Below are 12,773 nucleotides of genomic sequence, written 5' to 3' on the forward strand. Positions count from 1 at the left end.
ATATCAATTTCATCTTCGGGAACATATTCAAACCCTTGAAGAGTGTGTGCTACTATTTTTACGATCCTTTCTTATCTTTTTTGAATGTTAGCATATGCTTTATCTTCTCTGAAACTTTGTTTTATTTACTTATCCAAGAAACCAAGTATTTTAGCAGTAAGAAGAATAAAACTTGTAATTCCACTAACTCTTAAAATCTTATTAAAATCAACAATATCATAGAAAATAAAATCAATACTTATGTAACAAACAGCCTGAATAGAAAAGAAAATAAAGATAAATATTAAATATTCTTTTAGTTTTTTCATGATAAATGTTTTAATGCTATAGATATCCTAGTAGTGGTCTTACTCTCAAATTTTTATAAGTAGTACTTCCAACTAATATTCTTTCTATTTCTGTTGATTTGTCTTCAATTTCATCTAAATGCTTTTCTAGTATACAAGAATCAATTTTTGAACAAAAGGCATATATATAAATTAGCTGATTTTCCTTATCAAAGTCAGGATGATTATATAAATAAGAATCCAATTCTGCATACAATGCTACATTAGATAAATCAACTTCATTTTCGCTATAAGTTTCTATTTGATTTAAATTATCAGCATATACCATGCAGATGCACATCATTTCTTAAAACATCTGCAATAGTTACAGGAGCATCTATAACTATCTCACAATCATAATTTCTTGCTATATCTATAGCAGCAAAAGCACTTTGAGATGACGCTCCTAAAAAAATTGCTGAACCATATGCAACTTGTCCAAATCCAGGTATTGTATTTACAGCTAAGGCTCCAACTCCCACAACTGCTCCTCCAATGGCATCTTCAATGGCTATTTTTTTTGTAACTCGCCATACTTCATTCCACCACTTTTTTGATTGCACGTCATCCCAAAAGCTTTTAGCTTTACCCTCAGAAAAAATTGCATCCCATTTCAAAAAATTTTCATTCCAATATTGAATGGATGATTTAACAACCTCCAGATAAATCATTACTACCTGAGTTTCCTTTTTTGATAAATCCCTTTTTATACAACTTTCCAAATTCTCTAGCTTTTCTAATACAATATTTAAATTGGCAGATTCATCTAGCATAAAAATAGACTCACATTGTAATAGATATTTTATTTGTAACTCAGAAAACTCATCTCTATTTTCATTTATAACTGATAGAATAGAAGGAGTATAATTGACTTTATCAGAATTCGAAGTTTTCACTTTTCCAAAATAATTTTCAACCTCCTGATTTAGATAATTTATGGCGTTATCTAATTCTTCTCCTGTAAATTGGGTACTACAATATTTCATGTAATCCATTCTTTATTACAGTCTCAACATCAATAGAACTTTTAGTACCTGTTTCTTTCTGGGCTAATAAACTTTTGAAAACGAAACCTAGGGCTTCATTATGCTTAACTCCAATATCCCTAATTTCAGTTTCTGACAATAAATTATCATTTTTAATTTCAGTTTCATCACTTTTATTACAAGCACTCAACCATATCAATTGCATTAGTAATAATACTTTGAAAACACTTTTTACTTTCATTTTTTTAGCATTTTAATTAACAAAAACAACCTTAAATCAGTGTGACATAGGCCAATTATAACAATTGTTAATAATTATAATGATTACTACTATGTAAACCTATCGATATCGACAAACGCCATATGAGAATCGACAAGTGATAGGTTTTCATCGACTTAGCAAAAAGAAGCATATAGATTAAGGGCATATTATCAAGAAAAGCCGGCAGAAAAATTAAAATGAATTCTTACTGCATATTTATCCATCTACAGGCTTTTGCTATATTTGAATTGAATACTAATTACAACAATAAAATTTATTGCTTTCACAAAAAACTTAAGCATTATGACTACGATTAAATCCAAATATCTTGGAGATTTACGCACCGAGTGCATTCACTTGCAATCGGGAAACAAAATTTTTACCGACGCTCCAACCGATAACAGGGGAAAGGGTGAAGCTTTTTCGCCAACCGATTTGCTGGCCACCTCGTTGGGTTCATGCATTATGACCATTATGGGAATTGTAGCTCGCGATAATGACATCGATATTGTTGGAACTGAATTGGACATTACTAAAATTATGGCCAGCGATCCTCGCAGGGTTTCGGAAGTAATTGTAGAATTCAATTTCCCGGATAAGGAATATACCAACGAACAGAAAAAAATTATTGAATCGGTTGCCGGAACCAGTCCTGTACCATTGAGTGTGCATTACAATCTGAAGCAAACCATTAAAATGAATTGGAAATAGGGTAATTTTATGAATTCGTTACCGCTGATTTTTGATAAAATTATTCAGCTTCACGATTTCTACTCATCCTAAATTACCCATTCAAAACACACAAATTAACTCAATACAATGCTTTTAGTTACAGGAGGAACCGGCCTTGTTGGTTCGCATTTGTTAATCGATTTACTTCAAAAAGGTAAAAAAGTTCGTGCCCTGAAAAGATCGAGCAGTAATCTTGATTTGGTTCGAAAAACCTTCTCGTTCTATTCAAAAGATGCAAATCGATTATTCGATTCGATTGAATGGTTCGACGGAGATATGCTGGATACAGATTCGCTGGAGCAAGCACTAACCGATGTTGAAGATGTTTACCATTGTGCCGCTTTGGTTTCCTTTAAAAAAGAGGACAAGAAGAACCTTCTCGATATTAATGTAGAAGGAACACGCAACCTGGTAAATGCTTGTATCGAACGCAAAATCCGAAAGTTTTGCATGGTAAGCTCCATTGCTGCCCTGGGAACACCTGAAGAAGGAGAAGAGATGGTAAAGGAAACTACACCATGGAGCCCGGAAGATAAGCGTTCTGGATACTCCTTGAGTAAATTCCAATCGGAACTGGAAGTTTGGCGTGGCATAGAAGAAGGTTTGAATGCTGTTATTGTAAACCCATCTATTATTTTGGGGCCGGGACAATGGGACAAAGGAAGCTCACTTTTATTTAGTACCGTAGCCAATGGCTTAAAGTACTTTACAAGAGGAGTTACTGGCTATGTAGATGTTAGAGATGTGAGTCGATCGATGATTGAATTGATGGAAAGCGAAATTGTGAACGAACGCTTTATTTTAAACGGCGACGACTGTACTTATGAGTTTATATTCAAGACCATCGCAAAACACATTGGTATTGAAGGACCTACAAAATATGCATCGCCAAAAATGACCGAAATTGGTTGGCGTTTGGCCTATCTGCAAAAGGTATTTTTGTTTAAACAGCCAGGTTTTACCAAAGAAACTGCGCGTGCATCGCATAACATCAGGAAATATTCGAACCAGAAAATTAAAGATGCCTTGCAATTTGAGTTTATCGATATTGAGCAAAGTATTAAAGACACTGTACAACATTACCCTATACAGGCGAAAGTTAAATCTTAAAAATGAACAGAAAATTAAAAATATTTATCTCCATTGTAATTGGATTTACCATTACCACTTTAATTCGAATTCCAATGCCGGAATATCTAATTGATTCGAATGTAATGATTCAGGCGGTATTGATCAGTTTTGCCTGGTTCCTGCTTTTTGTGGGAATCTCGAATGCAAGCTATCGATTGCTTGGAAGAGTAAAGAAATAAAAAGAATCCATTCCCAACGGAATGGATTTTTTTTTGATGATTATACCTCATACAAGTCTATCATCTCATTTAATGATTTTATCTCTTTCCTGATTTTTTTCCTGATGAAAATGATCAATACCAGCATGATAACCACAAACTCGATTAGGAAAAACACAAACCAAAATTGCGAAAGGTGGTTGTGAAATTCGATAAACAATAGTCCAACACCAATCACGTAAAGTAAAAATGTAAGATAGGTTGGATATTGGTGAATCTTCTTGCGCCATTGATAGAAAGCTTTCAAATCGGCAATAAAAAGATCGGATTTACGAAGCACATTTAAATTCTTCTTACGGCGATAGCTAAACATTTCAATTGTAATTCGAATGGCCAGTGCCATAATCATGCTAATGATTCCAATCTCGAATAAGGTGCTGGTAGCAGTAAAATAAAACCGATCGATTCCTACAATTGCCAGCAAGGTAATGGATAGGATAATGATATTCTTAATGTGGCTATTGTTCACCAGGCTGTCGGCTTTTTGAATTCTCTTCTGTAATTCCCTGGGAATTTCTGTTGGTTCAGCTGATTTCTGACCATCGTAAATGGATTGTATATCTTTGAAATTATTCATTTTTTCTCTGCTTTAAAGGTTCTGCATTTCTTTGCTGCTCATACACTTGAACAGTTTTCCTTTGCTCCGGTGAATTTGAACTCTTACATTTTCGTTGCTTAGTCCTACTGCTTCGGCAATTTCTTTTTGTGGCACCTCTTCCAGCACAAGCGAAATCAGAATCTTTCCCATTTCATTCAATTTCTGGATACAGGCACGGAGCATTTGTAATCGATCATCTTTACCATCCTCTGTTTCGCTGCTCAGATTTTCAGGAATCTGATCGGTAATTTTTTCCTGCGATTTCTTAATTTTTCGAAGGTGCATTAAGCAGGTGTTCACAGTAATCCTGTATATCCAGGTGCTCACTTGCGATTCGTTTCTAAACTGATCGAGCTTTTGCCAAATTTTAACAAATACTTCCTGTGCTAAATCATCGGCCAAGGCTTCGTTTCCCGATACATAAGACAAACACAATCGGTATACTTTAGCGTAATTCTCTTTGTAGAGTCTGTTAAACGTTTCATTCATTAGTTTAAAAGTTGCTTAAGTTCTTTCATGTAGGTTTCGAATTGATCGAACATGATAAAGTGGGCTGAATTCTCGATGTAAACAATCTCTTTGGTTTTTAATGCAGCAAACTGGTTATTATAAACACCTTCAACCATACTTTTACTTGGGTTTGCAGCAGCTAATATAACAACTTGCGACTCAATATTCTTCAAATTCTCGCGCAAATCCAGTTTCAGTAAATCGGTATAACCGTATACATAAGTTCTACGATCGGCCTTCATCATCCAATCAACAATTTGTTGATGTTTCGATACAGACTTACTCATAAAGGCAGCAAAATTCCTCGCCATTCCACTAAATTCACCATCAGTCATTTTCAGCAGGTTTCTATTATAAGGTGTATCGTATATGATTTTATCACTCGAATAATCTGGTATCATCATAGCTCCCATACAGGGCAATGCATCAACTACCATTATTTTTTCGATATCAAATTGTTTTTCCGAAGCCAACCATAATGCCAGGGTTCCACCCATACTGTGCCCCACAATCGAAAGATTTGAAAACTCATTGTCAGCAATGTATTTATCGATATCGGTTTTTACAGTTTGCAACCATAAACTGTCTATTGCAGGCACATCTCCAAATCCGGCATAAGTTACCAAATGACATTCATGATTTTGGGAAATTTTCTCTACGGTTTCCGACCAAACTTCTCCCGGACAGGTAAATCCTGGTAACAATAAAACTGGTTTGCCTTTTCCAACTACATCGACTTGAATGGAACCGGTATCAGCAAAAAGAGAGAAACTAATTATTACTAGGGCAATTGATAAAATAAGTGATTTCATGATTCTGTATTTTTAATTTGTTTGTTTGCCCTTTTGATGCACATCTTTTTCAAATGTTACACTTGTCGAAAAATTTTTCTCATTTTTTTATTTCTATGCTGATTTAGATCAATTTACCGCATAAAAAAAGCCACTCCCAAAGGAATGGCTTTAATTCATATTTTGTGAAAATCTTATAAGTTGAATGCTTCTTTTACTTTCTCAACATAGTCAAGTTTTTCCCAGGTAAACAATTCAACCTCTGCTTCGATATTTCCGAAATAAGGAGATTCGAATTTCTTCGTGATTGTTCTTGGCGTTCTTCCCATGTGTCCATAAGCAGCAGACTCTTCATAAATTGGATTACGAAGTTTTAATCTTTGCTCGATAGCTGCCGGACGTAAGTCGAAGAGCTCTTTCACCTTCTCAGCAATTTCGCCATCCGAAATGCTCACATTCGATTTGCCGTAAGTATCTACATAAATACCTACCGGTTCGGCAACTCCAATAGCATACGACAATTGTACCAAAATCTCATCAGCCACACCTGCTGCCACCATATTTTTTGCAATATGACGAGAAGCGTATGCTGCAGATCGGTCTACTTTCGATGGATCTTTTCCAGAGAAAGCACCTCCACCGTGAGCTCCCTTACCTCCGTAAGTATCAACAATAATCTTACGACCTGTTAAGCCGGTATCGCCGTGTGGACCTCCAATAACAAATTTACCCGTTGGGTTTACGTGCAAAATGAATTCATTATCGAATAAAGCCTGCACTCTTTCCGGCAATTGTTTTACCACGCGAGGAATCAAAATTTCACGAACATCTTTTTTGATCTTCGCTAACATCTCTTCATCGTTCGGACCAAAATCGTCATGCTGGGTAGAAACTACAATGGTATGTACTCTTTCAGGTACATCCTGATCGTTGTACTGAATGGTCACCTGCGATTTTGAATCAGGACGAAGGTAGGTCATCTCCTTTCCTTCGCGACGAATGGCAGCCAACTCAATCAATAAACGGTGAGATAATTCAAGCGACAATGGCATATAATCATCGGTTTCTTTCGAAGCATAACCGAACATCATACCCTGGTCACCAGCACCTTGAGTCATTGGATCTTCACGATCTACACCTCTGTTGATATCGTCTGATTGCTCGTGAATTGCATTCAAAACACCACAAGATGAGCCATCGAACATGTACTCGCTTTTGGTATAACCAATACGATTGATTACCTGGCGTGCAATTTCTTGTGTGTCAATGTAAGTTTTTGTTTTTACTTCACCGGCAATTACTACTTGTCCTGTAGTTACTAAAGTTTCTACAGCAACTTTCGAGTTTGGATCGTAAGCCAGCAATTTATCCAAAATAGCATCTGAAATCTGATCAGAAACTTTGTCTGGATGTCCTTCAGAAACGGATTCTGATGTAAATAAATATCCCATAATATTTTAAAAGTTTTGAGCACGATAAAGTCCACTTAGAAAACTAAGTCCCCCAGACTTAAAAGTACTTCATTAATAAAATTTACGGGAAAGCAATTGGTTGTTGTATTAACGCAGAAAAAGGATAATAACACCATTTAGCATTTTTTTCTGTGGTTGCAAGCAGCCAAATCTTTCCACTTAATTCTCGGCAAAGGAAAACATTATTTTGGAAAGAAACAATATTGCAACAAGAGTTTTTAGAGCTTTTTAACAAATACTAATGCTGTAAAACAGGCAGTTCCACGCCAATAAAGAGTTATGAGTCTGAATTACAAACGGTTTATTTCAAGGTTAATTCATGAAATAAATCTTCGAGATTTTGAGTTTTACTCTTCATTTCAAGCAGTGTCCACTTATTTTTTACTGCCATTTCAAAAATATCTTTACGGATATCATCCTTACACGAAAGCTCATATCTGCCCTTACCAAAACTATTTATGGCCGATATGGCCTGGTTTGTATTCAATACGGCTGTATCGATTTCTGAGGCAAACTCTACTTCAATTATTTGGGTTGATAAGTCTGAGTTCAGGTTCTCAATTTTCTTATCGGCAACCAATTTTCCCTTGTTAATAATTAGGGCTCTTTCACAACAAGCTTCAACCTCCTGCATGATATGAGTAGAGAGCATTACCGTTTTTTCTTTACCAATTTCCTGAATAAGGTTTCGAATTTCTACCAACTGATTAGGGTCTAAACCTGTAGTTGGTTCGTCAAGTATCACAACTTTTGGGTCGTGAATTAGAGCCTGGGCAATTCCCACTCTTTGTCGATAGCCTTTCGATAAGGCAGCAATCTTTTTATTTTGTTCCAGCCCAAGTCCTGTAAGCTCAATCATTTCATTAATTCGTGATTTCTTTTTGCTCATTTTATAGATAGACGCAACATGATCGAGGTACTCCTTTACATACATTTCAAGGTAAAGCGGGTTATGCTCGGGCAGATAACCAATCTGTTTTCGAACTTCCAGCGAATGTTCATCAATGGATAGCCCATTGACTTCAACCAAACCGGCAGATTGCGGAATGTATCCGGTGATGATTTTCATCATGGTAGATTTACCTGCTCCGTTTGGACCTAAAAATCCTACAACTTCGCCTTGCTGAATCTCAAAGCTAATATTGTCAAGTGCTTTTTGTTTTCCGTATTGCTTGCTTACTTCCTGAACTTTAATCGACATAAAACTATTTTTTCTCTTTGCCCAAATACCCTATTTATAGGAATCCAATCCTTTATGCTTTCGCAGATATGGCAGAATACAAAACAAAGGTAATTTGTTGTGAATTTAATAATTCAGAATTGAATTAACTACCTTTGTGATTCAATTCAAATCAATGGCAATGAGTTTTTCACATCATAATAATTTCTGTAAAGATCTTTTCAATTATTCCCGTCGTGTTTCGAGCGAATCATTTATTGGAAATACAGCAATGGGAGCTGGCAATCCAATTCGAATTCAGTCGATGACAAACACCGACACCAATGATATAACAGCCAGTGTTGAACAGGCAATCAGGATGATAGAATCGGGTGCCGAATATGTACGATTGACAACGCAGGGAACAAAGGAGGCAGAGAACCTGAAATTTATTAAAGAAGAGTTGGTAAAAAGAGGATATGAAACGCCATTGGTTGCCGATATCCATTTTAATCCGAAAGCCGCAACAATTGCTGCTAAATATGTTGATAAGGTTCGAATTAACCCAGGAAATTTTGTTGACAAGCGTGCCGATTTCAAAAACCAGGAATACGGAGAGGTAAAATATCAGGAAGACCTGGAAAAGATTCGTGAAAAATTGATTCCATTGCTGCGCATTTGCAAGGAAAACAAAACTGCCTTAAGAATTGGTACGAACCATGGTTCATTATCGGATCGTATTATGAGCCGCTATGGCGATACACCAAGAGGAATGGTTGAAGCTACATTGGAATTTCTTCGCATTTGTAAGGAGCAAAACTTTACAGATGTAGCCATATCAATTAAATCGAGCAATACGGTAATGATGGTAAAAACCGTGCGTTTGCTGGTATGCGAAATGGAAAAAGAAAACATGTTTTTTCCTTTACATTTAGGCGTTACCGAAGCAGGCGAAGGAGAAGATGGAAGAATAAAATCGGCTGTAGGAACAGGTGCCTTGTTGAATGATGGCATTGGTGATACAGTAAGAATCTCTCTTACCGAAGATCCTGAAATTGAATCGCCTGTAGGCAAAAAGCTGGTGGATTACGTTCTCGAAAAAGAAAATCACAAGACAATTGCTCCAGTCGAAAACAGCGATGTTGACCTGATTAATTTCTACAAACGCTCAAGTCTATTGGTTCAGAACATTGGAAGCTCTAAAGTACCGGTTGTGCTTTCCGATTTATCGCATGAAAGATATTTGACTGCCGATTTACCAGAAAAGGCAGGTTATGTGCAAGATCAGGATACATTGGAGTGGGAAAAAGGGAAGTTAGCTGCCGATTATATTTATGTAAATGGCTACGAACCGGTTTTTTCAGATTATCCAGAAGATCTGGGAATTATTGTAGACCAGGAGTGCTGGGAATTGGCCGATCAGTATACCGACAAGTCTTACCCCCTGTTTCAGACTGAAGAGTTTCTAAACGATAACCTAACTGCCTTTACCTGCGATATTCATTTTGTGGAATGTTCATACAATGATCTAAGCCAAGCGTTTATCAATAAGGTCATTGCAAATCCTAAGGTGGTTTTAATCTGTCAATCGAGCCATCAGAATGCTTTCGCCGAACAGAGAGCTTTTGCCTTAAAATTGATACAGGCAAGATGTAAAGCTCCGGTAATTTTCAAACGCAGTTTTATCGATTCAAATCTTGAAGACTTGCACCTTAAATCATCTTGCGATTTGGGAAGTTTGTTTTTCGATGGATTGGGTAATGGCATCAGCATTGTAAATGAAGGAAATCTGCCGCAAAGCGAAGTGCTTTCTACCGAATTTGGAATTTTACAGGCTGCCAGAGTTCGCACAAGTAAAACCGAATTTGTTTCTTGTCCGGGCTGTGGAAGAACCTTATTCCAATTACAGGATGTAGTTGCCGAAGTGAAAAAAGAGTTCTCTCACCTCACTCACCTAAAAATAGGGGTTATGGGCTGCATTGTAAACGGTCCAGGCGAAATGGGTGATGTAGATTATGGCTATGTTGGTGCAGGTCCTGGAAAGGTTTCATTATACAAAGGTCACGAACTTTTAATCAAGAATATTCCGAGCGATACTGCAATAGAAGAGCTTAAAAGCATCATTAAGGACAACGGCGATTGGATTGACGATAATATCAATTAATGTGATTAAATCTTTTTTTTAATACACATTGTTTCCTATCTTGCATATAGACGTAATCCTTAATTAATTAGCGTGAAGAAAATCCTACTGCTTTCTTTTTTCTCATTTCTGATTTCATTCGCTTACGCTGATAAACTTGAGCTAAGCGGAATATATCTTGGGAAAAATGTGTATGTAATGAATCCTTTCTCTGATTCGGGAGTTGGCTATTGTGTTTTCCAGGTAACGGTGAACGGGCAAACCTCTTCCGATGAAATTGGTAGCAGTGCCTTTGAGATTGATCTTTCGCAATTTAAGTTTGATTTGGGAGAGAAAATCAATATCGTTCTACACTATAAAAATGGTTGTTTACCACGCATTGTAAACCCAGAAGCAATACAGCCCAAAGCCACTTTTACCATTCAAAGTGCACAGGTAGATAAAAATGATATCCTGCATTGGACCACCCGCGACGAAAGTGGTTCCATTCCATTTGTAGTTCAGCAGTACAGGTGGAACAAATGGATTACCATTGGTGAAGTAGAAGGAAACGGATTGCCTACCATTAACAAATACCAGTTAAAAGTGAGAACCCATACTGGTAAAAATGTATTTAGGTTGGCACAAACCGACTATACAGGAAATCCGAAATATTCCACTCGAATTAGCCATGATTCCAGAAAGGCTAAAGTAAGTTTTGGGCCCGAAAAGGTAAAAGATGAACTTTTATTCACCGCCGAAACACTGTATGAAATCTACGACAAGTATGGCAATATCATTTTTAAGGGCTTCGGCGATAAGGTAAATCTTGAAAGCCTGGAATCTGGCCTGTATTATATCAATTACGATAATACAATGGGAAGCTTTCGCAAGAAGTAAGTCCCGATCGATTAGAAAAGATCCAAAACAGTTTCTCCTTCTTCCAGTTTTAAATGATGAGCAATCATACCAACCGATCGTGCGGCATCAGCATTGGCAAGCATATCATCTACGAATAAGGTTTCACCAGCCTTTAAGCCTTCAGCTTCCAAAACCTCAGTATATATTTTAGTATCTGGTTTTCTCAAACCCATATTGTGTGAGTAGTAATCTTTCTCGAAAAAATCAGACAGGCATACACCATGTACATCCTGTATCATGCTCATATAAGCTTCCCAATGAATGATATTGGTATTGCTCAGAAGAAATATTCTATGATTCTTTTTAAGGCGATTCAAAAGCTCCAATCGTTCATAAGGCAAATCCAATAACATCGAGTTCCATGCTGTATCAATTTCTGAATCGCTAACTCCATTTGAGATGTGTTTTCTAATTTGAGTTCGAAACTCTTCGGGAGAAACGATTCCTTTCTCTAAATTATCAAACAAACCATTTTGAGAATATTCGCGTTTAATCAAACCTACATCATGTAAACCAATTTTTTCAAAACTATCTACTGCTCTTTGTGGATCGATATTTAAAAGAACCCCGCCAAAATCGAAGATTATATTAGGGATCGAATCATATTTTTGCATAATTTTTTTCCTTCAATTATTGAATAATTCGATACAAATATGTAATATTGCACACCGAAAACAAAGATAAAGCTTTGCTTTTATTTTATAAGTTTTTCGAGGGCCTATAGCTCAGCTGGTTAGAGCACCTGACTCATAATCAGGGGGTCCCTGGTTCAAGCCCAGGTGGGCCCACCCTCTGAATCAAGCAGTTACAACTTTGTTGTGGCTGCTTTTTTATTTTATATACATTTCTCTGTAAATATTTCATTCCATAGTAAAGATCTTTTTTTTATTTACAGCTACATGCTGTAGCATGCTCAAATAAGAACTTATAATAATTAACCAGATACATTGGTCATACTCCTGAAGAAATTGCCTTAAAAGAGCTTTTAAGCAGAAATCAATATATACATAGGAAGAGAGATTATTCCAGATTTTTTCAATGAAAACAAAAAGGGATTTTTTATTATCATTCACACCCATTTTAAAATTAATATTTTGACAGTCTATTTTATCACTTCAGTAAGTCCAAGTAGAGATCAAACAGAAAGAAGGCTAATTTAATTTGAAAATCGGTCCTTCGACTCCGCTCAGGAACCTTTGGACAATGCAATTATTTCGAGACCATATTTGACTCCGCTCAGTAACCTTGGATAGTACAATTATTGTGGTTAGCTGGTGGCTGAGAGCTGACAGCTGAAAGTTTGTTGACTTTTGGGCATAAAAAAAGAGTCTCACTCCATAAGGAATAAGACTCTTTAAAGCTTGGCGTCGACCTACTCTCCCACATCTCTGCAGTAACTCCCGATAGCTATCCCTTAGGTTTGCATAGTCATGGTTAGTCCTTCTGATTTTGTAGTTTAGTGGTGATTAACCAGTCAGCAGAAGTAAACTAACGATAGTTTAAGGTTTGTAACCTATGTCCCGAATTAGACTTCTGCCGACATGA

At 36.6% G+C, this 12,773-nt stretch carries 15 protein-coding genes and 1 tRNA gene; 6 read left to right on the plus strand and 10 right to left on the minus strand.

Annotated elements, in window-relative coordinates:
- Positions 1-125 precede the first annotated feature (125 nt).
- Genes ELS83_RS15870 through ELS83_RS15885 form a run of 4 tightly spaced genes read right to left on the minus strand, consistent with a single transcriptional unit; the run spans position 126 to position 1,553 of the window.
- Complete coding sequence (locus ELS83_RS15870) at positions 126-308, minus strand: hypothetical protein (protein ID WP_171596525.1); 183 nt, start codon at positions 306-308, stop codon at positions 126-128.
- A gap of 16 nt (positions 309-324) precedes the next feature.
- Positions 325-615 carry a hypothetical protein gene (locus ELS83_RS15875; RefSeq protein ID WP_171596526.1) on the minus strand — a complete coding sequence of 97 codons (291 nt, stop codon included), beginning with the start codon at positions 613-615 and terminating at the stop codon, positions 325-327.
- The gene (locus ELS83_RS15880) at positions 602-1,312 is read right to left on the minus strand and encodes a hypothetical protein (RefSeq protein ID WP_171596527.1); all 711 of its coding nucleotides are present in this window, start codon (positions 1,310-1,312) and stop codon (positions 602-604) included. Before ELS83_RS15880 ends, ELS83_RS15875 begins: the two co-directional genes overlap by 14 nt.
- Positions 1,299-1,553: a hypothetical protein gene (locus ELS83_RS15885; protein ID WP_171596528.1), complete on the minus strand. Its 255-nt coding sequence runs from the start codon at positions 1,551-1,553 to the stop codon at positions 1,299-1,301. Before ELS83_RS15885 ends, ELS83_RS15880 begins: the two co-directional genes overlap by 14 nt.
- A gap of 324 nt (positions 1,554-1,877) precedes the next feature.
- Here ELS83_RS15885 and ELS83_RS15890 point away from each other — a divergent pair, with 324 nt between their 5' ends.
- The 3 genes from ELS83_RS15890 to ELS83_RS15900 all read left to right on the plus strand — a co-directional run bounded on the left by ELS83_RS15890 (position 1,878) and on the right by ELS83_RS15900 (position 3,616).
- A complete protein-coding gene (locus ELS83_RS15890) occupies positions 1,878-2,285 on the plus strand; it encodes an OsmC family protein (RefSeq protein WP_171596529.1) in 408 nt (135 codons plus the stop codon).
- 108 nt (positions 2,286-2,393) lie between these two features.
- On the plus strand, positions 2,394-3,416 hold the full coding sequence (locus ELS83_RS15895) for an NAD-dependent epimerase/dehydratase family protein (RefSeq protein WP_171596530.1): 1,023 nt from the start codon (positions 2,394-2,396) through the stop codon (positions 3,414-3,416).
- Between the two features lie 2 nt (positions 3,417-3,418).
- Positions 3,419-3,616 (plus strand): hypothetical protein, encoded by a 198-nt coding sequence (locus ELS83_RS15900; RefSeq protein ID WP_171596531.1) that lies wholly within the window; start codon positions 3,419-3,421, stop codon positions 3,614-3,616.
- Positions 3,617-3,656: 40 nt separating this feature from the next.
- On the opposite strand, the gene ELS83_RS15905 is transcribed toward ELS83_RS15900, so the two are convergent.
- From ELS83_RS15905 to gldA, 5 genes are all read right to left on the minus strand, one after another.
- Positions 3,657-4,232 carry a hypothetical protein gene (locus tag ELS83_RS15905; RefSeq protein WP_171596532.1) on the minus strand — a complete coding sequence of 192 codons (576 nt, stop codon included), beginning with the start codon at positions 4,230-4,232 and terminating at the stop codon, positions 3,657-3,659.
- A gap of 12 nt (positions 4,233-4,244) precedes the next feature.
- Positions 4,245-4,742: an RNA polymerase sigma factor gene (locus tag ELS83_RS15910; RefSeq protein WP_171596533.1), complete on the minus strand. Its 498-nt coding sequence runs from the start codon at positions 4,740-4,742 to the stop codon at positions 4,245-4,247.
- The gene (locus tag ELS83_RS15915; RefSeq protein ID WP_171596534.1) at positions 4,742-5,575 is read right to left on the minus strand and encodes an alpha/beta hydrolase; all 834 of its coding nucleotides are present in this window, start codon (positions 5,573-5,575) and stop codon (positions 4,742-4,744) included. The genes ELS83_RS15910 and ELS83_RS15915 overlap by 1 nt, the downstream gene beginning before the upstream one ends.
- Positions 5,576-5,748: 173 nt before the next feature.
- Positions 5,749-7,005 (minus strand): methionine adenosyltransferase, encoded by a 1,257-nt coding sequence (gene metK / locus ELS83_RS15920; RefSeq protein WP_171596535.1) that lies wholly within the window; start codon positions 7,003-7,005, stop codon positions 5,749-5,751.
- 322 nt (positions 7,006-7,327) lie between these two features.
- Positions 7,328-8,227, minus strand: coding sequence for a gliding motility-associated ABC transporter ATP-binding subunit GldA (gldA, locus tag ELS83_RS15925; protein ID WP_171596536.1), 900 nt, complete (start codon positions 8,225-8,227; stop codon positions 7,328-7,330).
- A 160-nt stretch (positions 8,228-8,387) separates the two neighbouring features.
- Between gldA and ispG the strand changes: the two genes are divergently transcribed.
- Together ispG and ELS83_RS15935 are read left to right on the plus strand one after the other, a co-directional pair.
- Entirely contained in the window at positions 8,388-10,349 is a 1,962-nt protein-coding gene (ispG, locus tag ELS83_RS15930) for a (E)-4-hydroxy-3-methylbut-2-enyl-diphosphate synthase (RefSeq protein WP_171596537.1), read from the plus strand.
- Positions 10,350-10,421: 72 nt separating this feature from the next.
- A complete protein-coding gene (locus ELS83_RS15935; RefSeq protein ID WP_171596538.1) occupies positions 10,422-11,207 on the plus strand; it encodes a hypothetical protein in 786 nt (261 codons plus the stop codon).
- 11 nt (positions 11,208-11,218) lie between these two features.
- Here the strand turns inward: ELS83_RS15935 and ELS83_RS15940 are convergent, their stop codons facing one another.
- Complete coding sequence (locus tag ELS83_RS15940) at positions 11,219-11,842, minus strand: HAD family hydrolase (RefSeq protein WP_171596539.1); 624 nt, start codon at positions 11,840-11,842, stop codon at positions 11,219-11,221.
- Positions 11,843-11,942: 100 nt separating this feature from the next.
- On the opposite strand from ELS83_RS15940, the gene ELS83_RS15945 reads away from it, so the two are divergent.
- Positions 11,943-12,016: transfer RNA gene (locus tag ELS83_RS15945), tRNA-Ile, on the plus strand.
- Positions 12,017-12,773: the final 757 nt, after the last annotated feature.

The organism is Marinifilum caeruleilacunae, from assembly GCF_013141825.1.
Taxonomy (GTDB): domain Bacteria; phylum Bacteroidota; class Bacteroidia; order Bacteroidales; family Marinifilaceae; genus Marinifilum; species Marinifilum caeruleilacunae.

Coding starts and splice junctions, on each gene's coding strand:
- ELS83_RS15875 (WP_171596526.1), bottom strand. CDS start 615: ATGGTATATGCTGATAATTTAAATCAAATAGAAACTTATAGCGAAAAT.
- ELS83_RS15890 (WP_171596529.1), top strand. CDS start 1,878: ATGACTACGATTAAATCCAAATATCTTGGAGATTTACGCACCGAGTGC.
- ELS83_RS15895 (WP_171596530.1), top strand. CDS start 2,394: ATGCTTTTAGTTACAGGAGGAACCGGCCTTGTTGGTTCGCATTTGTTA.
- ELS83_RS15885 (WP_171596528.1), bottom strand. CDS start 1,553: ATGAAAGTAAAAAGTGTTTTCAAAGTATTATTACTAATGCAATTGATA.
- gldA (WP_171596536.1), bottom strand. CDS start 8,227: ATGTCGATTAAAGTTCAGGAAGTAAGCAAGCAATACGGAAAACAAAAA.
- ELS83_RS15910 (WP_171596533.1), bottom strand. CDS start 4,742: ATGAATGAAACGTTTAACAGACTCTACAAAGAGAATTACGCTAAAGTA.
- ELS83_RS15940 (WP_171596539.1), bottom strand. CDS start 11,842: ATGCAAAAATATGATTCGATCCCTAATATAATCTTCGATTTTGGCGGG.
- ELS83_RS15915 (WP_171596534.1), bottom strand. CDS start 5,575: ATGAAATCACTTATTTTATCAATTGCCCTAGTAATAATTAGTTTCTCT.
- ELS83_RS15880 (WP_171596527.1), bottom strand. CDS start 1,312: ATGAAATATTGTAGTACCCAATTTACAGGAGAAGAATTAGATAACGCC.
- ispG (WP_171596537.1), top strand. CDS start 8,388: ATGAGTTTTTCACATCATAATAATTTCTGTAAAGATCTTTTCAATTAT.
- ELS83_RS15900 (WP_171596531.1), top strand. CDS start 3,419: ATGAACAGAAAATTAAAAATATTTATCTCCATTGTAATTGGATTTACC.
- ELS83_RS15870 (WP_171596525.1), bottom strand. CDS start 308: ATGAAAAAACTAAAAGAATATTTAATATTTATCTTTATTTTCTTTTCT.
- metK (WP_171596535.1), bottom strand. CDS start 7,005: ATGGGATATTTATTTACATCAGAATCCGTTTCTGAAGGACATCCAGAC.
- ELS83_RS15905 (WP_171596532.1), bottom strand. CDS start 4,232: ATGAATAATTTCAAAGATATACAATCCATTTACGATGGTCAGAAATCA.